18 protein-coding genes and 3 tRNA genes are annotated in these 21,214 nt (G+C 54.4%); 16 read left to right on the top strand and 5 right to left on the bottom strand.

Annotation, left to right across the window (positions count from 1 at the left end; genetic code table 11):
- Positions 1–7: 7 nt before the first annotated feature.
- Positions 8–1,072, bottom strand: coding sequence for a 3-deoxy-7-phosphoheptulonate synthase (locus CAF65_RS18975; protein ID WP_085717656.1), 1,065 nt, complete (start codon positions 1,070–1,072; stop codon positions 8–10).
- Positions 1,073–1,735: 663 nt separating this feature from the next.
- Between CAF65_RS18975 and CAF65_RS18970 the strand changes: the two genes are divergently transcribed.
- From CAF65_RS18970 to CAF65_RS18895, 15 genes are all read left to right on the top strand, one after another.
- Positions 1,736–2,179, top strand: coding sequence for an N-acetyltransferase (locus CAF65_RS18970; RefSeq protein ID WP_085717655.1), 444 nt, complete (start codon positions 1,736–1,738; stop codon positions 2,177–2,179).
- Positions 2,180–2,306: 127 nt separating this feature from the next.
- The gene (gene uvrY / locus CAF65_RS18965) at positions 2,307–2,948 is read left to right on the top strand and encodes a UvrY/SirA/GacA family response regulator transcription factor (RefSeq protein ID WP_008015884.1); all 642 of its coding nucleotides are present in this window, start codon (positions 2,307–2,309) and stop codon (positions 2,946–2,948) included.
- A 2-nt stretch (positions 2,949–2,950) separates the two neighbouring features.
- On the top strand, positions 2,951–4,774 hold the full coding sequence (uvrC, locus tag CAF65_RS18960) for an excinuclease ABC subunit UvrC (protein ID WP_085717654.1): 1,824 nt from the start codon (positions 2,951–2,953) through the stop codon (positions 4,772–4,774).
- Between the two features lie 32 nt (positions 4,775–4,806).
- Positions 4,807–5,367: a CDP-diacylglycerol--glycerol-3-phosphate 3-phosphatidyltransferase gene (pgsA, locus tag CAF65_RS18955; RefSeq protein WP_085717653.1), complete on the top strand. Its 561-nt coding sequence runs from the start codon at positions 4,807–4,809 to the stop codon at positions 5,365–5,367.
- Positions 5,368–5,430: 63 nt separating this feature from the next.
- Positions 5,431–5,506, top strand: a tRNA-Gly gene (locus CAF65_RS18950).
- A gap of 47 nt (positions 5,507–5,553) precedes the next feature.
- Positions 5,554–5,627: transfer RNA gene (locus CAF65_RS18945), tRNA-Cys, on the top strand.
- A 195-nt stretch (positions 5,628–5,822) separates the two neighbouring features.
- Positions 5,823–5,909, top strand: a tRNA-Leu gene (locus CAF65_RS18940).
- A 160-nt stretch (positions 5,910–6,069) separates the two neighbouring features.
- Positions 6,070–7,389: an integrase arm-type DNA-binding domain-containing protein gene (locus CAF65_RS18935; protein ID WP_085717652.1), complete on the top strand. Its 1,320-nt coding sequence runs from the start codon at positions 6,070–6,072 to the stop codon at positions 7,387–7,389.
- Complete coding sequence (locus CAF65_RS18930) at positions 7,380–8,045, top strand: hypothetical protein (RefSeq protein WP_085717651.1); 666 nt, start codon at positions 7,380–7,382, stop codon at positions 8,043–8,045. The genes CAF65_RS18935 and CAF65_RS18930 overlap by 10 nt, the downstream gene beginning before the upstream one ends.
- Before the next feature lie 73 nt (positions 8,046–8,118).
- Complete coding sequence (locus tag CAF65_RS28800) at positions 8,119–8,340, top strand: AlpA family transcriptional regulator (protein ID WP_007997909.1); 222 nt, start codon at positions 8,119–8,121, stop codon at positions 8,338–8,340.
- 122 nt (positions 8,341–8,462) lie between these two features.
- A complete protein-coding gene (locus CAF65_RS18920) occupies positions 8,463–10,937 on the top strand; it encodes a toprim domain-containing protein (protein WP_256578664.1) in 2,475 nt (824 codons plus the stop codon).
- Entirely contained in the window at positions 10,937–11,227 is a 291-nt protein-coding gene (locus CAF65_RS18915; protein WP_085717650.1) for a hypothetical protein, read from the top strand. Before CAF65_RS18920 ends, CAF65_RS18915 begins: the two co-directional genes overlap by 1 nt.
- A 255-nt stretch (positions 11,228–11,482) precedes the next feature.
- On the top strand, positions 11,483–11,836 hold the full coding sequence (locus CAF65_RS18910; protein ID WP_085717649.1) for an HNH endonuclease: 354 nt from the start codon (positions 11,483–11,485) through the stop codon (positions 11,834–11,836).
- Between the two features lie 629 nt (positions 11,837–12,465).
- Positions 12,466–14,103 carry an SIR2 family protein gene (locus CAF65_RS18900; RefSeq protein WP_085717647.1) on the top strand — a complete coding sequence of 546 codons (1,638 nt, stop codon included), beginning with the start codon at positions 12,466–12,468 and terminating at the stop codon, positions 14,101–14,103.
- A complete protein-coding gene (locus CAF65_RS18895) occupies positions 14,096–14,578 on the top strand; it encodes a nucleoside 2-deoxyribosyltransferase (RefSeq protein WP_085717646.1) in 483 nt (160 codons plus the stop codon). Before CAF65_RS18900 ends, CAF65_RS18895 begins: the two co-directional genes overlap by 8 nt.
- A 178-nt stretch (positions 14,579–14,756) precedes the next feature.
- Here the strand turns inward: CAF65_RS18895 and CAF65_RS18890 are convergent, their stop codons facing one another.
- The 4 genes from CAF65_RS18890 to tnpB form a co-directional block, all read right to left on the bottom strand.
- Positions 14,757–15,437 carry a hypothetical protein gene (locus CAF65_RS18890; RefSeq protein ID WP_085717645.1) on the bottom strand — a complete coding sequence of 227 codons (681 nt, stop codon included), beginning with the start codon at positions 15,435–15,437 and terminating at the stop codon, positions 14,757–14,759.
- Between the two features lie 288 nt (positions 15,438–15,725).
- Positions 15,726–15,908, bottom strand: a complete 183-nt coding sequence (locus tag CAF65_RS18885; RefSeq protein WP_085717644.1) for a hypothetical protein — start codon at positions 15,906–15,908, stop codon at positions 15,726–15,728.
- Between the two features lie 584 nt (positions 15,909–16,492).
- The gene (locus tag CAF65_RS18880; RefSeq protein WP_085717643.1) at positions 16,493–18,037 is read right to left on the bottom strand and encodes an IS66 family transposase; all 1,545 of its coding nucleotides are present in this window, start codon (positions 18,035–18,037) and stop codon (positions 16,493–16,495) included.
- A gap of 18 nt (positions 18,038–18,055) precedes the next feature.
- Entirely contained in the window at positions 18,056–18,415 is a 360-nt protein-coding gene (gene tnpB, locus CAF65_RS18875) for an IS66 family insertion sequence element accessory protein TnpB (protein WP_256578663.1), read from the bottom strand.
- 594 nt (positions 18,416–19,009) lie between these two features.
- Here tnpB and speF point away from each other — a divergent pair.
- A complete protein-coding gene (gene speF / locus CAF65_RS18865; protein ID WP_085717642.1) occupies positions 19,010–21,193 on the top strand; it encodes an ornithine decarboxylase SpeF in 2,184 nt (727 codons plus the stop codon).
- The last annotated feature ends 21 nt before the right edge of the window (positions 21,194–21,214 follow it).

Here is a 21,214-nt window from a genome sequence, read left to right as displayed (position 1 = left end):
CGTTATTTTATGCTCGCAGCCGATCTGCCGCTTCAAGCAGCAGTTGTTCTGTCGCGGCCCAACCGAGGCAGCCATCGGTCACTGAGACACCGTATTGCAATGACGAACTCAACGGCTGGCAGCCTTCGAACAAATGACTCTCGATCATCATGCCGATCAGCGAACGATCACCTTGCAGGCGTTGTTCAAGTACATCCTTGAACACGGCTGGCTGGCGCAACGGGTCTTTTCCGCTGTTGGCATGACTGCAATCGACCATGATTCGAGCTGGAATCCTGAGCCTGGTCAGGTCGCTCTTCACCTGGGCGACGCTGTTGCGATCATAGTTCGGCCCGTGATGGCCGCCGCGCAATACCAGGTGCGTGTCCGCATTGCCCGCGGTTTGAATGATCGCTGGATGTCCCTGGCTATCGATTCCGAAATGACGATGGGGATGGGCCGCGGAGCGCATGGCGTCACTGGCGACAGTGACACCTCCGTCAGTCCCGTTCTTGAACCCTACAGGCATGCCAAGGCCGCTGGCCATTTCCCGGTGTATCTGCGACTCCGTGGTCCGGGCGCCAATCGCCACCCAGCTCAACAGATCGTCGAAGTAGCCGGCGGCCATCGGTTGCAGCAGTTCAGTGGCAACGGGCAGGCCCAGGCTGAGCATTTCACGCATCAGCTCGCGGGACAGCGTCAGGCCGGCGGCCATGTCATCGCTGCCATCGAGGTGCGGGTCGTAGGCCAGGCCTTTCCAGCCAACCGTGGTCCGGGGTTTTTCGACGTAAGCGCGCATCACCAACAGCATTTCGTCGCTGACTTCGGTGGCGAGGCGAGCAAGGTTCTCAGCGTATTCGAGGGCTGATTTCGGATCGTGTATCGAGCAGGGGCCGACGATGACCAGCAAGCGGGAATCTTCACCGTTGAGGATCGCGCGAACCGCCTGGCGGTGGGCGGCGACTTGCCGGGTCAGGGCGTTGCTGAGGGGCAATTGCTGTTTGAGTTGCAATGAACTGGGCAGGCGCAGGGTCAGCGCTTCATTGGCAGGGCTCAAGGTGGACAGCGGCAGTGCAGAGACGGACGAGTTCATATTCAAATCTTCCTGGGCTGGTGGCGGGTTCATGCCCGCGCACTCGGCCCTACTGGGGTGTTCGACAATTGGCCAAATTGGCTACGTGTGTGTGCTTGCCACCTGTGGGTGACCGATCGGAGGCGGCAGGCTGTCCCGAGCGGAGGGTGGTAAATCGCCAGGCGGTAAAACTGTCGTAACGGTAATAAGTGGCGTAGTTCATGTTCTGAATCCTCTGAATGTCTGATGTGTCGCAAAAAGTCTTGGGGCTGAAAAAACAAAACCCCCGGTCGGGAGGCCGACCGGGGGTTGAGAATTCTCTGGTGGCGACCCGTTTAAAGTGGGCGCCTTGTGGGTATCAGGCGCGCCAGTGGCTAAACCAATACCCAAAATAAAAGCTGACCGGAGCACAACCGTCGTTCACCCGGGCAGCCGCAACCGAGCGCAGGGCGCTGGCGGTACGAGGCTGTGAAAGGGTGTTGAACATGGTCTGTCTCCGATGGATGGACCGAGCTTACTAGAGGCCGGTACGCAGATTCAATCAGAAAATGCTATCGGCCAACGACGACGCTTTCTATCGCTTGAGTGCCCCGAAGGTTGTGACACACTCTGCACCTCAACAACAAACATACCGTCACAAGGATGCACCATGACGCCACTGACCCTCGCCGTGGAGCTGAAATGATGGAACGTCAATGGCGTCCGGCAACGCCCGATGACCTGGAATTCGCCCGCGAACTGACCTGTAGCGGCATGCTGCGTTACTACATCGAGCATGACCTCTTGTGGCAGGACGAAGCATTCGACGTGGCCTGGGCAGGACGAGACAACCGATTGATTGCAAGAGGCGACAATGTCCTGGGTTATGTCAGCCTGAGTCGTGATGCCAGAGCCTTGTATATCCGCGAATTGCATATCGTCGAAGCGTTTCGTGGGCAGGGCACAGGGTCCTGGGCGATCGATCAGGTACTGGCTCTCGCGCGCAAGGAGCAGCGCCCGGCGTTGCGCCTGACGGTTTTCGAAAACAACCCGGCGCAAGGGCTGTACGAGCGCAAGGGATTGAGGGTGGTAGGCAAGGACGAATGTTTCCTGAGGATGCAGCTGGAGATCCCGAGGCCGCATTGCTGAAGCACGCTTGCAACAAGCCTTTCAAGATGAATTGAAACTTTTAATCTGACGCTTTCCGCTAGGTCTGCCAGATGCTTTTTGCTAAGGTGTCTGGCAACCCAATAAGACCATATCGCGAGGTGTCTGCTTGATTAGGGTGCTAGTGGTCGATGACCATGATCTCGTTCGTACAGGCATTACACGAATGCTGGCTGACATCGATGGCCTGCAGGTAGTCGGCCAGGCCGAGTCGGGTGAGGAGTCCCTGCTCAAGGCGCGTGAGCTGAAACCCGATGTGGTGTTGATGGACGTCAAGATGCCGGGTATCGGTGGGCTTGAAGCCACTCGCAAATTGCTGCGCAGCCATCCGGATATCAAGGTCGTCGCGGTGACCGTGTGTGAAGAGGACCCGTTTCCTACGCGGCTGTTGCAAGCCGGTGCGGCAGGGTACCTGACCAAAGGGGCAGGCTTGCCGGAAATGGTCCAGGCCATCCGCCTGGTGTTCGCCGGGCAACGCTATATCAGCCCGCAGATTGCCCAGCAGCTGGCGATCAAATCCTTCCAGCCAACCAACGATTCGCCCTTCGATGCATTGTCGGAGCGGGAAATCCAGATCGCGCTGATGATCGTCGGTTGCCAGAAAGTACAGATCATTTCCGACAAATTGTGCCTGTCCCCGAAAACCGTGAACACCTACCGTTACCGCATCTTCGAAAAGCTTTCGATCAGCAGTGATGTCGAGTTGACGCTGTTGGCGGTTCGACATGGCATGGTCGACGCCAGCCTCTGAAAATGACCGAAACCTTTGATCCGAGCGCCTTTCTGTCGACCGTTAGCGGCCGCCCCGGCGTGTACCGCATGTTCGACAGCGAAGCGCGGTTGCTCTACGTCGGCAAGGCGAAAAACCTCAAGAATCGCCTGTCGAGTTACTTTCGCAAGACCGGGCTTGCCCCCAAGACCGCCGCACTGGTAGCGCGAATCGCCCAGGTCGAAACCACGATCACGGCCAACGAAACCGAAGCCTTGCTGCTCGAGCAGACGCTGATCAAGGAATGGCGCCCACCCTACAACATCCTGCTGCGCGACGATAAATCCTACCCCTACGTCTATCTCTCCGACGGAGAGTTTCCGCGCCTGAGCATTCATCGCGGTGCGAAAAAGGCCAAGGGCAAGTATTTTGGTCCTTACCCGAGCGCCGGTGCGATCCGCGAAAGCCTGAGCCTGCTGCAAAAGACGTTTTTCGTTCGGCAATGCGAAGACAGTTTTTACAAGAACCGCACCCGTCCTTGCCTGCAATACCAGATCAAGCGTTGCAAGGCGCCTTGCGTCGGGCTGGTGGAGCCCCAAGTGTATGCCGAAGATGTGCGCCACTCGGTGATGTTTCTTGAGGGGCGCAGCAATGCCCTGACTGACGAGTTGTCCGCCGGGATGGAAGAGGCGGCGATCAATCTCGAGTTCGAGCGAGCGGCCGAGTTGCGGGACCAGATTGCATTGCTGCGCCGGGTCCAGGATCAACAAAGCATGGAAGGCGGGACCGGAGACGTCGATGTGATTGCCGCCTTCGTCAACCCGGGCGGTGCCTGTGTTCACTTGATCAGCGTGCGAGGCGGGCGGGTACTGGGAAGCAAGAACTTCTTCCCTCAGGTTGGTATTGAGGAAGACGTTTCCGAAGTCATGGCCGCGTTTCTCGGCCAGTACTTCATCAGCAGCCCTGAGCGCGACTTGCCGAGCGAATTGATCGTCAATGTGGTTCACGATGACTTTCCAGCACTGATCGCCGCCATCGACGAGCTGCGCGGTCGTGAACTGACCATCAGCCATCGCGTGCGTGGTACGCGAGCGCGCTGGCAGCAATTGGCGGTGACCAATGCCGAGCAGGCACTGAGTGCGCGCCTGGCGAATCGTCAGCACATTACGGCACGCTTCGATGCACTGGCAGAGGTGCTGAAGCTTGATGAGCCGCCGCAACGGCTTGAGTGCTACGACATCAGTCATTCCAGTGGCGAAGCGACGGTGGCGTCCTGCGTGGTCTTTGGCCCCGAAGGCCCGATCAAGGCCGATTACCGTCGGTACAACATCGAGGGCGTCACGGCCGGCGATGATTACGCGGCGATGCATCAGGCGTTGACCCGACGCTTCGGCAAACTGAAGGACGGGGAGGGCAAGTTGCCGGATATCCTGCTGGTGGATGGCGGTAAAGGCCAGTTGTCCATGGCCCGCGACGTGCTCGATGAATTGGCCGTACCTGATCTGATTCTGCTGGGCGTGGCAAAAGGCGCGACGCGCAAGGCCGGTTTCGAAACTTTGTACCTGAACGACGCTGCACATGAGTTCACGTTGCGCGGCGATTCTCCCGCGTTGCACCTGATCCAGCAGATTCGTGACGAAGCCCACCGATTTGCCATTACCGGGCACCGCGCCCGACGTGGAAAAACCCGTCGGACGTCTACACTGGAAGGCGTCGCCGGCGTCGGACCCACACGTCGGCGGGATTTGTTGAAACATTTTGGTGGATTGCAGGAGCTGTCTCGTGCAAGCATCGAAGAAATTGCCAAAGCCCCCGGGATCAGTAAAAAGCTCGCAGAGTTGATTTATGCAAATCTGCACAGCGAGTAGAATGCCCCCTCACCTCGTAGCCAGTTGTGCCGATGAATATCCCTAATCTGATTACCGTTCTACGCGTTCTGCTCATACCGATCTTCATTTTGCTGTTCTACCTGCCTTACCAGTGGAGCTACCTGGCATCCGCCTCGGTCTTCGCATTCGCTGCCGCCACCGACTGGCTGGACGGGTATCTGGCCCGCCGCCTGGAACAAAGCACACCGTTCGGGGCTTTTCTCGACCCGGTTGCCGACAAGCTGATGGTGGCGGTTGCACTGGTACTGTTGGTACAGGAACACGGAAACCTGTGGCTCACACTGCCTGCTGCGGTGATCATCGGTCGCGAGATTGTCGTCTCGGCTCTGCGCGAATGGATGGCTGAACTGGGCGCTCGTGCCCACGTTGCCGTGTCGAACCTGGGTAAATGGAAAACCGCCGCGCAAATGCTGGCGCTGGTGATCCTGCTGGCCAATACCAAGGATTTCAGTTTCTGGGTCTTGCTGGGCTACACCTTGTTGATGGTGTCGGCTGGCCTGACTTTGTGGTCGATGGTCCAGTACCTGCGGGCTGCCTGGCCACATCTGAAGACCGACGTTGAAAAGAAATAAAACTTTTTTGAATCAAAGGGTTGACGGGGCTTCTGGATTCTATAGAATGCGCCACACCAAGACGCGGGAATAGCTCAGTTGGTAGAGCACGACCTTGCCAAGGTCGGGGTCGCGAGTTCGAGTCTCGTTTCCCGCTCCAAGTTTGTACGCATTTGATGTCGCGCTACTAGATACCAAATGTTTTGAGGCCGAGTAGCAAAATGGTTATGCAGCGGATTGCAAATCCGCCTACGCCGGTTCGATTCCGACCTCGGCCTCCACTAATAAACAAGCTCCGTAGATCCTTGATTTACGGAGCTTTTTTATTTGCAGTAGCCTGCAAGATTTAGTCTTGAAAAGGGTATTTGCGAACTTGCTTCACCGGGGCGGGATGTATATATTTCCACCTCTGCTGCACAGGCGTCTGAACTGCCAGATCGTTATTTGGCAGAACCTGGACGCTTCACCGCGCTACCGCCCGAATGGCGAAACTGGTAGACGCATGGGACTTAAAATCCCCCGCTCGTAAGGGCGTGCCGGTTCGATTCCGGCTTCGGGCACCAATAGTATGATTTCAGATGTTCCTGTAAACACCTGAAGTCTAGAGAAACCGGCCTTATAGCCGGTTTTTTTGTGTCTGAATATCCCCGTATGTTCCTGTACAGCCCCACGATTTAGGTATACGTTTAGGTATATATCGGTTCGATATCGAGGCGTATACCTATGGCGCGCACCGTAACCCCCCTTACAGACCCCAAATGCGAGGCCGCCAAACCCCGCGCAAAGGACTACACCCTGTTCGACGGGCATGGGCTTTTTTTGCTTGTAAAGGCTACCGGCACCAAGGTCTGGCGCTTCAAGTATAAAAAGCCAAGCGGTAAGCCTGGTCTGGCTACGTTCGGCAACTACCCGGCTCTCACTCTGAAAGCCGCCCGCGCACGTCGAGCCGATGCACTCGAATTGCTGGCGCATGACCAAGACCCCATCGAGAGCGCTAAGCAAGCAAAGATCGAGGCGGCCAGTGAGGCGGGGCACACCTTTGAAGCGGTGGCTCGGGAATGGCACGCCAGCATGGCCGGCAAATGGTCGAAGGATCACGCGGTCAGGGTGCTGAAAGAGATTGAGGTCGATCTTTTCCCCATGCTGGGCAAACGCCCCGTATCCGACCTGAAAACCCGCGACCTCCTGGCCTGTCTGAAGGAGGTAGAGAAGCGCGGCGCGCTTGATTTGGTTGGGCGACTGCGCCAGCGCATCGCTGGAATCATGCGGATCGCCGTTCAGCACAATCGGATCGAATACAACCCCGCGCTTGATCTGGTGGGGGCGACTGCAACCCGCAAGACCAAACACCGTCCGGCTTTGCCCCTTGAGCGGTTGCCGGAGTTGTTGCAACGCTGTGAGGCTGACACCGGACGACCGCTTACCTGTCTTGCTGTAAGCCTCGCTTTACTGGTGTTCATTCGTTCTAGTGAACTGCGCTTTGCTCGCTGGTCTGAGTTCGATTTTACCCGGAGCATGTGGACGATTCCCGGCGAACGGGCACCAATCGAGGGCGTCAAGAGGTCGCACCGAGGCGCAAAGATGGGGACGCCGCACCTTGTCCCGTTGTCACGCCAGACGCTTGAAGTACTAGAGCAGATACGCCGGCTTAGCGGGCGTTTTGAGCTGGTGTTGCCGGGCGATCACTACCACTGGCGGCCAATGTCGGAGAACACCGTAAACAAGTCACTGCGCCGTATGGGGTACGACACCAAGATAGAGGTTTGCGGGCACGGTTTCCGCACTATGGCCTGTTCCGCGTTGGTCGAGTCCGGCCTATGGTCGCGTGACGCGGTTGAACGGCAAATGAGCCACCAAGAGCGCAACGGCGTGCGCGCGGCCTATATCCACAAGGCTGAGCACCTGGAAGAGCGTCGGCTGATGATGACGTGGTGGGCTGACTACCTGGACGCCAACCGGGAAAAGCACATCACGCCCTATGATTTTGCACACCGGAACACTGATGTGGTGAGCGTGGAGAGGGGGCTACAAGCATGGCAATAAAAAGGGGCAAGCGATCAAGGGCACTTCCAGTATTCGACAATCAACTCGAGTGGGGTACCGGTGAGTTGGTCGATGAAAGCCTGTCTGATGCTGCGCAGGCAATTATCGCTGACTTGGCCGAACATCACGACGGCGATTTTCAGGAATGGTTCAAGGAAAGGTTTGGGTCCTACAGCGCGGTCACCCGCGAAACGGAAAAAGGACCCGCGCGCCACGAAGAAATTCGCGAAATACAGCAGGCGCACCTGATTCTTCGTGAAGTGCAACAGCGGCTAAGCAATTTCTCTCCTTTCGTCGAGGGTCTCATCAACGAGGCCAGTTGGCGTAGCTATGGGTGCTTTTTCAGCGGTGGCTTGCTTTCTGACCTTGAGGAGAAGGCCACCGTGGTGTCCGATGTGTTGGATATTGCCCAGCAGAAGTTGGAGGCCGCACCAACTATTCGGGGCGTGAAGCCGAAGTTTCCGCGAGATGCCTTGCTGGCTGATACCGCAGACAAGCTACGGCAGTCTTCCTTAACGAAGATGACCAAACGCAGAGCTGCAGAACTTGCCCGAGAGCTTCTCGTTGCCGCAGGAGTCGAGGTGCCCGAGGACGTTGTCGAATATGAAAAATTGATCCGACGTGCAAAAAACAGGGGGAAAAAAGCCTCTAACTAATCTCTTTTGAGCACTGCGACAGCAATCGGGGGTTCAACAAAAATGGCTCTGTACCCGATACGGAGGCACTCAAATGCACCCTGCAACGACTCCCGCAAAAGCTCTAATCCGCCAGCCAGCGCTGTGTCGCTGGTTGGACCTATCCCGCTCGGGCTTGGACAAGCTCCGCAAGAAAGACCCGACCTTCCCGAAGCCGATCAAAGACGGCGACACCCGCCAGGCTGCTGCGTATTACGTCTTGGCTGAGGTGGAGGCTTGGTTACGGACCAAGATTGAAGCGAGAGACGCAGTATGAGCCATTCATCATCGCTTCCAGCTTCCTGGAAGCTTCGCGTAATGGCCGCCCTGCACGTTGATTCCTTCCCGTCTCCTTCTAATTGGTCCTGGCGCAAAGCCAAGCAGCGCGGGGTGTAACCCATGAAAAGTCAAAACGGCGCCCATGCGCCGGCGGGATCGGCTTGGCTGAAATCCATGATTGGGCCAGTAGCCCGGTACCTTCTTGGCGAACCAAATGCCGCAATGAGCAAGCCGAGCGAGCTTCGGTTTGGAGCGCATGGCTCTTTATCCGTCGATCTGGAAAAGGGGGTATGGCACTCGCACGAAGACGGAAGCGGTGGCGGCGTATTGGATTTGATTGCCTGGAAAACCGGTATCACAAGTCGGGCCGAGCAAATGGGTTGGGTTGAGCAGAACGGCTTAAAAGAAAAGCAGCCGGCGCCATGTCCTGAAAGTCCTGATGTCCTACCGACCGGCCGTCACATGTCGGCTTGTTATGACTACACCGACGAGGACGGCAAGGTTCTGTTTCAAGTTGTCCGCTACGAACCAAAGGACTTTCGCCAGCGCCGCTCGGACGGAAAAGGCGGCTGGGTGTGGTCGGTGAAGGGCGTGCGTCAGGTTCCGTACCGTCTGCCGCAGTTGCTGGACGCACCCTGGGATACGCCAGTGTTTGTCGTGGAGGGCGAGAAAGACGTGTTGCGCTTGGAGTCGCTGGGACTGGTCGCAACCTGCAATGCCGGTGGCGCTGGCAAGTGGCCTGATGCGCTCAATGAATCCTTCGCACGCCGTCGGGTCGTGATTCTTGCGGACAACGACGAGCCGGGACATCAGCACGCCGACATGGTTTGTCGGGCGCTGAGTCAGGTAGAGGCCGAAGTTCGCGTGCTCCGCCTTTCAGGGCTGCTGCCGAAGGGCGACGTATCCGACTGGCTGGACGCGGGCGGCACGGTCGAGCAACTCTTGCAAATGGTGGACGCTCCCGACAATCACCAGTTCGAAGGCGACGATCAGCAGCCAGTCGAGGAACACTTCGAGCCTGGTGATGATGCTGAGGAAAAACAGAGCCAGGCGTCTCAATTGGTCAAGTTCGTGGAGCAACGCTTCGAGCTGTTCCACGATCAAAACAAGGACGTCTTCGCCCGGGATCGCACGACGGGCGAAGTGCGTAATCTGGCCGCGCGCCAGTTCCGAGATGCACTGGTCGCCGGCTTTTACTCCGACAGCGGCAAGGCACCCCGAGATCAATCGGTCCGCGAGGCGCTGGGCACCTTGGCCGGCCTCGGCCGATTCCATGGAGACTGTCAGGAGGTACACCTGCGCACTGCCGGTGCCGCTGGTGATTACTTTCTCGACCTGGCTGGACCAGGCAGTAGTCGAGCGGTTCGCATCCGGCCGGGTAACTGGGAGATCGTCGAGTCACCCGAGGCCATGTTCGTGCGACCTGAATCCATGCAGCCGATTTCGGCTCCCGTTCCAGGTGGATCGATCGAGCAACTTTGGCACGTGGCGAACATCCCGCGCGGCTCTCGTCTGCTGGCCCTGGCTTGGCTGATCGAATGCCTGCGTCCTGATACGCCTTATCCAGTGCTGGAGCTGCTGGGCGAGCAGGGCAGTGCGAAGAGCACGACACAATCAGCACTGCGCCAGCTCATTGATCCGAATTCCTGCCCATTGCGCAGTGCACCGAAGTCGTCGGAGGACCTATTCGTTTCTGCTGGGGTGTGTGCGGTAGTGAGCCTGGAGAACGTCTCGCACTTGCCCGCAGCAACTCAGGATGCCATGTGCGTATTGGCAACCGGAGGCGGCTTTGCCAAGCGCAAGCTGTACTCGGATGCCGACGAAAGTGTTATCAGCGTGAAGCGCCCCGTCGTGCTGAATGGCATATCTGCGGCAGTCACGGCGCAAGATCTAGTGGACAGAACGATCACTATCGAGACGCCGGTTATCAGCGAGCGGCTGGAAGTGACAGACCTTTGGCGCGAGTACGAAGCCGAGCGTCCGTGTGTGCTGGGGGCGCTGCTGAATATTTTCGCCAAGGCGTTGGAGTTAATGCCGCAGATGCACATCCCCGCCGACGAGCGTCCGCGACTGGTTGAATTCGCTCGCCTGGGTATGGCTGTCGCCGCCGCAGCAGGACATGCGCCTGAGGATTTCCTGTGCGAGTTCAACGTCAGTCGGCAGGAAAGTCTGGCTCGCACCATTGACGCTAGCCCGGTAGCTGCCGCCGTAGTGGAACTGGTCGAGGCGCGTCCGCAAGGAGTGACCGCATCAGTAAAAGAGATTCTGCTTATCCTGGAGCAGTACCGTCCAACCGGCTGCGATTCGTGGCCGCGTTCCGCGAAGGGGCTAGGGGACGCCCTGCGACGTGCCGCTCCCGCTCTTCGGCAGATAGGCATCGAGTGCAAGCCCTTGGGTAAATCAGGGGGGACGGTGAAGTGGGGCATCGGGAGAAAGTTATCGAAACAATGTCCTGCAAGTCCTGATGTCCTGCCAGACGATCACCCCGAGCAGGACATTGGGACTTGCAGGACTTCGAGTCGGCAACTATCCCCCGACACCACCAGTACTTCGCCGGACATGGCCTTCGATGAATCCGACGCGGAGGCCTTCTGATGAAAGTTATCGACTATCTCCTTGATCGCGGGTTCAGTGCCAAGGTGGTGGGCAACCGCTTAAGCGTCTCACCATCTAGCAGGCTGACACAGGAGCTGCGCCGCTACATCAAATTGCACCGTTTGGAGCTGATGGCCGAAGTTGCGGCCAACGATGGTGAGGCCCGTCGTAGTCACTGGGCAGTGTTCGTGGCAGGGTACAATCCCTACACAATGATCGGCGAGCCGATGACTCATACCGAAGCTTTGGTTGAAGCCCGAAGCCGATGGCCTGACGCGAAGGTCGAGTAACGCGGAGCCCGGATAACTACCGGGCTTTATTCTTTACGCAGTTGATTGGTGATGATTTCGCCTGCATGGGTGTCCGGGAATGCTTGACCAGTTCAGGTTGCCTCCAGACTACTTGATCACTGCTTTTGTTTTGGCATAGATTTGCTCTTGTCGTTCCCTTAAGGGGCGATGTTGGGCCGGTTCGAGTGACTCGACTGGTACCGTTTTTTGCCTTATTAGGTGCAGCGGACCTCCATTTTCATACAGGAGGCCGCCATGGCCCATAAATCTGTTATCAAATATCGTTTCGCTGCGTTCGATCGCCAACGTGGCCGCTGCTATTACTGCGGCTTCCAGATGTGGCGCGATACTCCTGAGGCCTTCGCCCGCCGCCATGGCCTTTCCCTTCGGCAGGCTAGGCACTTCCAGTGCACAGCCGAGCATCTAGTCGCCAGGCAGGATGGCGGAAGAGATACCCAGTCCAATATTGCTGCCGCCTGCCAGCGGTGCAATCAGCGCCGTCATAAGCGCAAGGACGCGCCTGAGCCGCAGGAGTACAAGGCTCTAGTGGAGAAGCGGCTGAGCAAAGGTGGCTGGCACCCGCTCCCAGCAGGTACCTATTTGTTCTGATCACCAAGTTGGCCTTGGCGCTCTGGAGCGCGTCTATCGGGAGCCGATCACACGAACCAAAGCTGATGGTGGTGACAGACAGAAATCGGCCGATTCTGTTGAAAAAGTCGGCCATGGTTTCCACGACAGAAAAGTACGCGCTTGAGATTGAAATCTTTACTTTGAGCAGAGGATTCCGGGGGCAGATTTCGCGTAGCGGCGCGCAAAAAAGGCGTTTTCAGCGGTCAGTATGCGGGCAGTCTGGAAGAACCGACTTTTTCAACAGAATCGGCCAAAAGCGGTCATTCCGCGTGTACGAAATCAGGGGCGACTCATTCACAGTTGGTTTGTCATGCCGGTAGGAGGCATACCTTACGGAGCCTCTGCAAACGATTCAGCAACCATAATGCTTGACGGTACTACGTAGATCTACCGCACTCACCGCAACCTTGAGATACGCTTCATCTTCTGGCAGGCGATGGCCGCAAGGACGAGAAACATCAGATGAGCTGTCGTAATGTTTGAAGTATCGAATATACTTGCGGCATCGATATTTAGGATGGCAAGGCCACTTGTAAAGAACTGACTATGTCAAATACAGCACCATTAAGATTAAGTTACGCATTATTCACCAACTAGGGATAAGACCAATGGCCTCTGCGGAATCAAAATTTCAGTCTGGCGAAGTCATATCAGCTTGGAAGTATATCTGTCAACTTCGAGTGCAGCTGCTTAAAAACAAAGCAAGTCTGGTATTGGGTGCTGGAATAAGTTGGGATCTAAAGCTCCCGTTATGGGAGCGCTTAATTGAAAAAATTAAGCAAGCTATGCAGTTAAAAGCGCCCGAGTCTTTGTTGGTCTCAGGTGCGCCAGGCAAAGCTGCTTTAGTTCTTTTCGAAATATTTCACTCGTATAAAAAATCCGAAATATTAGAGGGTGGTCTGTACGCGAATGCCAACCTTGTTGAAAGAAAAATTTTATCAGATTGGCGTGAGTTGATTCATGAGGCTCTATATAGTGAAACGAAGGAGGAAGACCGCCGCACTACGATAGATAATCATCCGTATTTTGAAGAGATGATAAATTTTATCAAGCAGTCAGAGCTGACCGTTAATTACAACTTCGATGACTATATAGAGTTCGGATTGTCACGTGCTGATTTAAATCCGACAAAGCATGAGCGTCCTTATCAGACCGTGTGGTCTCATCATGCTCAGTTTACTAAAGATAAATGTGTCATTTATCATCCGAACGGTTTTTTGCCTTTTGATAAGAAAAAATTTCAAAGTGAAAATCTTATTTTTTCAGATGGTGCGTTCGCAGATCAATTGCTGGACGGAATAGGTGGCGGACTATCAACACTTCTTCATGTATTAACAAAAAAAACCAGTATTTTACTAGGGCACTCGCTTACCGATTCCACTTTATTGCATTTGCTGCGCAAAGCAGCCAATATAAGCCCTGGTAATTATAATTATTTTATCAGGTTCATGGGCAATGATGAAATTCTAGACGCTCAGTCAAGGGCGGCTGTTTTTGAGGCCAATTTTAATAATTATAATTTGATAACGTTATTTTTTAAAAGCTCTGACATTAGAGAGTTTCTGTTGGCAATAACTATCCCCGATGATGAGTTTTTACGTGAGTCTGATATCCTCGGACTTCCGACCAAATATTGTTACTATATGGTAGGTTCCATAGGGATTGGAAAGTCTACTGTTTTGAGTCAATTTGGGAATTTGACAACACTCGATGAGTGGTTTGACGAGCGTCCTTCCGAGATGGCGAATTCTCCTGAAGATTTATCGACTCACAAAACGATGACCATCGACTCTTGGACAAACCAACAGTTTGGAAAAAAGAACGACTATTTGGTAGACAAAAAAATTGGCCTCTTTCTCGTCGACAGATCCCCAATAGATCCGCTCACATTTGTCGTTGACGTAACTGAAGAAGAACGGGCTCGCTCGATGCTTAATCAGGGCATCAGACCTGGAAAATCATCAAAACTTATTGAAAGTGGAGAAATCATTCATATGGTGGGCGAGCCAGTCGAAATCTGGTCGAGGTTGATTACCAAGAGAAAAGAAACTAGTTGGCCTCCGGAAAAGATTGAGAAGCTCCAAAGTAAGAGCTTAGAACTCTATAAGCCCTTGATGCCAAAAATAATTCACTCAACCAGTAGAAGGGAAGTGGATGTAATCCGAGATGTGGCGCGGATTATTTTTTCGCCTGTATATTCCCCAGCCGATCTAGATACTGAAATGAGGAGTATCGCCAATGTCTAGAAAAATGAGCCTTTATCTCGCAGCTCCACTTTTCAATAAAATGGAGCTAGCTTACAACGAGTCACTAAAAAATGACTTGTCGCCAATTTTTAATGTTTTTTTACCTCAGGAAGACGGCCTGCTGATGAGAGACCTCATAAGTGGTGGCATTCCTCAAGATGTAGCTGCAAGAATGGTTTTTGATGCGGATGTACAAGCAATGGCCGAAGCAGATATCATTTTGGCTGTGCTTCATGGTGCTCATATAGACGAAGGTGTAGCTTTCGAATTGGGTTACTGCTTTGCCCATGGGAAACGGTGTATTTCATTACAAGAGGATGTTCGGCAAGCTTTGCCAACTGGGATTAACCCCATGATCAGTCAGAGTAGCGAAAGAGTATTCAGGGATAGACGAGCACTTCTAGAATGGCTTGAAAGTAATTTTCCAGTGAGCCTGCCGGAAAAGCCGCGCAGGTTCAGTGAATTCAGAAGTTGAGGATCGCTTCTTCCTGCCGCCACCGGCTGCTCTTGGCCGATTTATGCCTGTCGCCACTGGCAGCTATGGGTCGGCTGCAGCCCTTGGTGACAGGCAGAAATCGGCCACCAGGACTCAGTCACTGTGTCTAGGAAACTTTGAGAGATTTAATTAACCTACCCTCTTAGACTACCAAACGCTACGATAGTATGTTAAGAATCGTGACACCAAAATAACTAAAGACACTTGTTGTGACTGCAAGTAGGAACAAAACCCAAGGAATTACATAATCAGGACTATCCTCCTTCCCCAATATAAACCTGACCAATCTCACGAGTTTAAACCACAACCATTGACGCCGTTCGTAAGAAACCTTGTAGTTCTTGAAATATACGTCTTCACCAAACCCTCTTTCATATTGAGCTTGATATTCGAGAGTTAGTTTTTCGCCCTCATACATAAAGTTGATCGGGCTAACTGAAAGACATTCTTTGTTGTAAGATTCTATTTTGTATTTTAGTGCGTTTTTTTCACGTTCTTTTTGAAATTCCTCCATGTGCTTTGCTATGTAATCATCTTTGGCCTTCTTTTTCAGAGACTTATAAATTGAAGAATCTTGGTTTGAGTGTAGACCTATGGCTACTGAGTTTCTAAAGCCATGTCGAATTTTATTTTTTGAGCTCAAATAAAATCGCCAGGCAAAATAAATCAAAACTGCATGAGCCACCCAGAATAGTGCTGAGGGGTTTTGTATTTTGTAGTTTATTATTGACAGTCGTATTGAGTCGTCTGCCGGATTTAAGGCCAGCACCCAATACAAAACAAACATTAAGGAAATTAGTTTCAAATTTCGCGAGTGATGGTTTGGTTCGCTGTACATATGTCTCTCATTCGATGTTGCGTTTGTTTATTTTCCTAAAGGAGCTAATTCAGCGTTAGCGAACGCTCCTCGTGAACGAGCACACTCAGTCGACGCTACCCAATTGTCACCAACATGTCCACCGCCTGCTTCTGGCCGGTTTCTGCCTACCGTGACGGGCAGAAACCGACCCAAAGCTGACGGTGGCGATAGGAAGAAATCGGCCAAAAGTCAGCACCGCGACCGAAGGTTGTAAACAGATGACCATGTCATGGAGCACAAATGACAAGAGCACCTGATGATCGCGCTTTATTTTGTCTCTTCTTTGGGGGTGCAAATGGTGTGAATCTGGAACTGAACCCCTTCGAGTGATGCCTTGATCTGATCGGCTGCGTGCTGACATACCTCCAAATTCTTGTACTCAGCATGGTCGACCGCTGGAGCAGGCTGTGGGCCGTTGGTACCAAGAATGACCCAGAGAATGAAGTTCATGATTCCTCCGACGCGTCTAGTAGGTGATGGAGTCTAGCCGTGGATTGTTGACCTTCTCGGGATTGATTGGAGTTATCGAGCGACAGCTTTGTAAGCGCTCCATGAACCCCACATTCAAAGTTACCACCTGATCCCAGACGCGGTGCCCCATATTTCTCTACCTGTGGCACATAAATAGCTCACCTACCATTTTGCTGGCATAAGAATGCCAATACTTGGCTATTTTAGTGGCACAAAAATGCCAAAGTTTGGTTGTTTCAGTGGCACAAAAATGCCAAGGCCAGTTATTTCAGGTCGAACAAAAGATGGGCCCTATTTCTGTGGCATTTAAATGCCATTCAAATTCCATATAAATGCCATGAAAATGGAGAAGTACACCCTATCTGTGCTCATGTGAGCCATTTTGGACCTGTACCGGGGGTAGGACTATTTTTGTACCGAGGGTAGGATTTTCCGTTTTTACAGGGCTTGGAGACCCAAAAAACGTACCGAGTCTATTACGTGTTGGGTGGATTTGGCGGTACAGCAAAGGACATCGAAAGGTCTCGATAGCGTGCGATCCAACTCCCACGATAGGTTCAGTCTTAACGTCGTATCTCTGGCGAACAGTTCCACGGCAGCAGCGCTTCATAGTCCGCCACCGATTGCGCCTGTGGTAACTGCTCCAGTACGTGGCGTAGCCACGTATAAGGCTCTTGACCGTTGACCTTGGCGGTCTCCACCAAACTGTAGATCTGAGCACTGGCGGTAGCGCCTTTGGGCGTGTCGCTGAACAGCCACGCCTTGCGACCGATAACGAACGGTTTTATTGCCCTTTCGGCCGCATTGTTGTCGATAGGTAAAAAACCGGCTTCTACATAACGCTCCAGCCGGCTCCAGTTGCTGGCCAGATAATTAATGGCCTTACCCAGCACACTTTGTGGCGTGACTTGGGGCTGCGTTTTCTCCAACCAGCTTTTCAACTGAGCCAGAATCGGTACGCTCTTTTGCTGGCGGCCGATTAAACGCTGTTCATCATCGCCGTCCTTGAGCTCGCGCTCGATGCCATACAGCTTGTTGATCATTGTTAGGGCGATATCCGCACGTCCCGTCTTGCCCTTCGGCTGCACTTTCTGAGCCTCGACAAACTTACGGCGCGCATGAGCCATGCAGGCCAGCCGTTCAACCCCCGGTTGCAACGCCAAGGCGTTATAGCCCGCGTAATCATCGGTCATCACATAGCCGCGATAACTTTCCAGCAGACGCAACGGGACCTCCTGCGCACGGCTGGACGTGTAGTCGAACAACACGACTTTGCGATCTGGCGGGCCGCTGGCTTGTACCCACATCCAGGATTGGTTGGTCGGGTCTCGACCTGGCTCTTTCAATACTTGAACACGGGTTTCATCGCAGTGGATCACCGGGCTTTCCAGTAATCGGTCGCGCATTAGGTTGAGCAATGGCTGAAAGTATTCATCGCACTGCATCACCCAGCGCGCCAGTGTTTGCCTTGGTATATCGATGCCGTGTCGACTTAACACCGTCTCGAAACGATGCAGCGGCAAACCATCGACATACTTGGTGGTCAGCAACATGGCTAGAACGCTTGGGCTGGCCATGCTCTTTTCGATCAGTTGAGCCGGTTTGTCGGCGGTAACCGGTGCCGTTTCGCAGCCACGGCAACCGTAAACCTTGCGGATATGTTTGATGACACGGATCTGCATCGGCACAATATCCAGCTGTTCGCTGATTTCTTCGCTGATCACATGCTTGCGGCAACCGCAGACACAGGCCAGTTCGTGCTCGGGTAGTTCGTGGATCACTTCGACACGCGGTAGCTCAGCCGACAATGCCTTACGTTTGCCTCGGCGCGGCGCCGGGGAAACGACTTCTTCTTCAGCGTCGCCGATCAATGGCATCGGCTCGCTTTCAGGCTCATTGAACAGGGCAAGTTGCGGCATATTGGGCTCCGCCGTCTGTTCGGAATTACGTCCGAACAGACGGTCGCGCAACAGCTTGATCTGTCCTTTCAGGTCGACGATGTGCGCCTGATAAGCCTGGGCAACTTCTTCCTGACGATGGAGTGCCTCAAGCAGCATCTGCTTGAGCAAAATAGGGTCATCAGGAAGATCGTCAGGCAGAGAAATCATGACCCGGATTATACCGGGTCAGGCTACGTAGCGTGGAGTCAAAACCTGGTGAGGACGGTTGCGCCACAGGTCAAAACCGTCGAGCAGCCAGTTCAGCTCCTGGACGGTCAGAACGATCACTTCATCGCTGAGTTCAGGCGAGGTTTTAAATCGCTCGGACTCCAAGCGCTTAAGCCAAAGGCAGAAGCCGTTACGCTCCCAGTACAAAATCTTCACGCGGTTGCGAGGTTTGTTGAGAAAGACGAAGAGCACGGGATCGAACACCGCCACTTTTATGTCCAGCTCGACCAGCGCAGCGAGGCCATCAATGGACTTTCGGAAGTCCACGGGCTTGGGGTAGAGATAGACTTTTTCGACTTTGGCGTCGGGTCGCATCATGGCGAGCTGGCTCCTGAGGGAATCGGGAGCACAGCATCCGGCATTAGCTAAGCACTTCGAATGTGGGGTTCATGGAGCGCTTACACAGCTTTTGGCCGGTTCTGTTGAAAAAGTCGGCCATCGTTTGCGCATCAGAAAAGTACGCGTCCTAGATAGAAATCTTTATTTTTGGCAAAGGCTTCCGGACTCGGGTTTCACGTAGCAGCGTGCAAAAATGGCGTTTTAACCAGTCAATCATCAGGCAGTTTGGGCAGACCGACTTTTTCAACAGAATCGACCCATTGCTGCCCGTCAGTGTAATGAGCTGAGAGGGGAGGACGTTGCTTTCTCTCAATCGGCAGCCAGCTAAAATCCCATTCCCCGTTCTGTGCGAGATTGCGCGCTCCATCATCGTGAGCATCGGCGAAGAAAAATTAATGTGCTTTTACTTCATATAGTTTATGCCGAAAGTGCATATGTAACTCCGGTGCGGCCACTTTTTTAATGGTCTATACCCATTTAGCAAAGTTCTAGGTCAAGGTTCAGAGTTGGGCAGTGTTAGTTATTTTCCCTCTCATATCTGCTGGTTAAATTACCTATCAGGAGACCCTGTCAATGAACATGTTGAAAATCGCGGCCAGCGATGCGGTTCGAAGTTGTTTTCGTACTAACCGTGAAATCGTCCGGCTCGACGAGACTGACTTTACCGATGTCGCCGTCGCTGTGCTTTCGGTAGAGGATTTGGCAGCTGGGTCGCTGGATGCCATCAAGCGTACCGGCTTCGACATTCCGATCTTCCTGGTGGCCTCTCAGGGTCGCAGCAATCGCTCCCTTGAGGTCTACAAGCAACTGCAGGATGTCATTTTGCAGGTCAATGGTGTCTTCGACTCATCCAGCAATAATACCGAGTACTACGGCAACCAACTGGAGACAGCGGCCAATGCCTATGAAGAAAGCCTGCTGCCACCGTTCTTCGATGCGCTCAAACACTACACCGAGGCGGCCAACGCGACCTTTGCCTGCCCCGGTCACCAGGGTGGTCAGTTCTTTCGCAAGCACCCGGCGGGCCGGCAGTTTTTCGACTTCTTCGGCGAGACGCTGTTTCGCGCCGACATGTGCAACGCCGATGTCAAACTCGGCGACCTGCTGATTCATGAGGGACCGGCACTGCATGCGCAAAAGCATGCGGCCAAGGTGTTCAATGCCGACAAGACCTATTTCGTGCTCAACGGTACCTCGGCGTCGAACAAGGTGGTGACCAACGCCCTGTTGACCCCCGGCGACTTGGTGTTGTTCGACCGCAACAACCACAAATCGAACCACCAGGGCGCGCTGTTGCAGGCCGGTGCCACGCCGGTTTATCTGGAAACCGCGCGCAATCCCTATGGCTTCATCGGCGGGATCGACGCCCACTGTTTCGAAGAAGACTACCTGCGTGAACTGATTGCCGAAGTCGCCCCGGACAAGGCCCAACTGTCACGGCCGTTTCGCCTGGCAATCATTCAACTGGGCACCTACGACGGCACCGTCTATAACGCCCGGCAAGTGGTCGACCGCATCGGCAAACTCTGCGACTACATCCTGTTCGACTCGGCCTGGGTCGGCTACGAACAGTTCATCCCGATGATGAAGGACTGCTCGCCCATGTTGCTCGACCTGGACGAGAGCGACCCCGGTATCTTCGTCACGCAATCGGTACACAAACAACAGGCCGGTTTTTCCCAGGCCTCGCAAATCCACAAGAAGGACCGTCACATCAAGGGCCAGGCCCGCTACTGCAATCACGCAAGGCTGAACAATGCCTTCATGGCCCAGGCGTCCACCAGCCCGTACTACCCGTTGTTCGCCTCGCTGGATGTTAACGCGCGCATCCACTCGGGCCGCAGCGGCCTGCGCCTGTGGGACGACTGCGTGAAGTTCGGCATCAATGCACGCAAGCTGATCCTCGAAGCCTGCACCATGGTCCGGCCGTTCGTGCCGTCCACCATCGAAGGGCGCGCGTGGGAAGACTACCCAACGGACGAGATCGCCAGCGACATCCGCTTCTTCGAATTTCATCCGAAGGACCGCTGGCACGCCTTTGGTGGTTACGCCGAGAAGCAGTACTTCATCGATCCATGCAAACTGCTGTTCACCACCCCGGGCATCGATCCGGTGGACGGCAGCTACACCGACTTCGGTATTCACGCCGGCATCCTCGCCAACTTCCTGCGCCAGAACGGCATCGTCCCGGAAAAGTGTGACCTCAACTCCATCCTGTTCCTGCTCACACCGGCCGAAGACTGGGCAAAGATGAGCCATCTGGCGGCGCAGATCGCCCGTTTCGAACGCTTCGTTCAGGACGACGCGCCGATGAGTCGGGTGCTGCCTGCTATCTACAACCAGTACGAGGAGCGCTACCGCGACTACACCATCCGCAGGCTCTGCCAGGAGATGCACGACCTGTATCGCAGCCACAATGTGCAGCAGTTGCAGAAGGACATGTTCCGCAAGGAACACTTCCCGAAAAAGGCCATGAACCCGCAACAAGCGCAAATCGAGTACATCCGCGGCAACGTCGAATTGGTGCCGTTGGCGGATGCGGACGGGCGTATTGCCGCCGAAGGTGCACTGCCTTACCCGCCGGGCGTCTTGTGCGTTGTGCCTGGGGAAATTTGGGGTGGCGCCGTGCTCAAGTACTTCCTGGCACTGGAGGAGGGCATCAACCGCTTGCCCGGCTTCACACCGGAGCTTCAGGGTGTCTACCTGAAACACGAAGGTGGTCGAACCCGCGCCTACGGTTACGTGCTAAAGGCCTGATGCTGCGCCCAAATCATTGCT

The organism is Pseudomonas sp. B28(2017), from assembly GCF_002113025.1.
In the GTDB taxonomy this organism is placed as follows: Bacteria; Pseudomonadota; Gammaproteobacteria; order Pseudomonadales; family Pseudomonadaceae; genus Aquipseudomonas.
Note: the sequence above shows the minus strand (reverse complement) of the source record. Positions and strands in the feature narration are given on the sequence as shown.

Coding starts and splice junctions, on each gene's coding strand:
- tnpB (WP_256578663.1), bottom strand. CDS start 18,415: ATGATGCGACCCGACGCCAAAGTCGAAAAAGTCTATCTCTACCCCAAG.
- CAF65_RS18970 (WP_085717655.1), top strand. CDS start 1,736: ATGGAACGTCAATGGCGTCCGGCAACGCCCGATGACCTGGAATTCGCC.
- uvrC (WP_085717654.1), top strand. CDS start 2,951: ATGACCGAAACCTTTGATCCGAGCGCCTTTCTGTCGACCGTTAGCGGC.
- pgsA (WP_085717653.1), top strand. CDS start 4,807: ATGAATATCCCTAATCTGATTACCGTTCTACGCGTTCTGCTCATACCG.
- speF (WP_085717642.1), top strand. CDS start 19,010: ATGAACATGTTGAAAATCGCGGCCAGCGATGCGGTTCGAAGTTGTTTT.
- CAF65_RS18910 (WP_085717649.1), top strand. CDS start 11,483: ATGGCCCATAAATCTGTTATCAAATATCGTTTCGCTGCGTTCGATCGC.
- CAF65_RS18895 (WP_085717646.1), top strand. CDS start 14,096: ATGTCTAGAAAAATGAGCCTTTATCTCGCAGCTCCACTTTTCAATAAA.
- CAF65_RS18975 (WP_085717656.1), bottom strand. CDS start 1,072: ATGAACTCGTCCGTCTCTGCACTGCCGCTGTCCACCTTGAGCCCTGCC.
- CAF65_RS18885 (WP_085717644.1), bottom strand. CDS start 15,908: ATGAACTTCATTCTCTGGGTCATTCTTGGTACCAACGGCCCACAGCCT.
- CAF65_RS18890 (WP_085717645.1), bottom strand. CDS start 15,437: ATGTACAGCGAACCAAACCATCACTCGCGAAATTTGAAACTAATTTCC.
- CAF65_RS18935 (WP_085717652.1), top strand. CDS start 6,070: ATGGCGCGCACCGTAACCCCCCTTACAGACCCCAAATGCGAGGCCGCC.
- CAF65_RS18930 (WP_085717651.1), top strand. CDS start 7,380: ATGGCAATAAAAAGGGGCAAGCGATCAAGGGCACTTCCAGTATTCGAC.
- CAF65_RS18915 (WP_085717650.1), top strand. CDS start 10,937: ATGAAAGTTATCGACTATCTCCTTGATCGCGGGTTCAGTGCCAAGGTG.
- CAF65_RS18880 (WP_085717643.1), bottom strand. CDS start 18,037: ATGATTTCTCTGCCTGACGATCTTCCTGATGACCCTATTTTGCTCAAG.
- CAF65_RS18900 (WP_085717647.1), top strand. CDS start 12,466: ATGGCCTCTGCGGAATCAAAATTTCAGTCTGGCGAAGTCATATCAGCT.
- CAF65_RS28800 (WP_007997909.1), top strand. CDS start 8,119: ATGCACCCTGCAACGACTCCCGCAAAAGCTCTAATCCGCCAGCCAGCG.
- CAF65_RS18920 (WP_256578664.1), top strand. CDS start 8,463: ATGAAAAGTCAAAACGGCGCCCATGCGCCGGCGGGATCGGCTTGGCTG.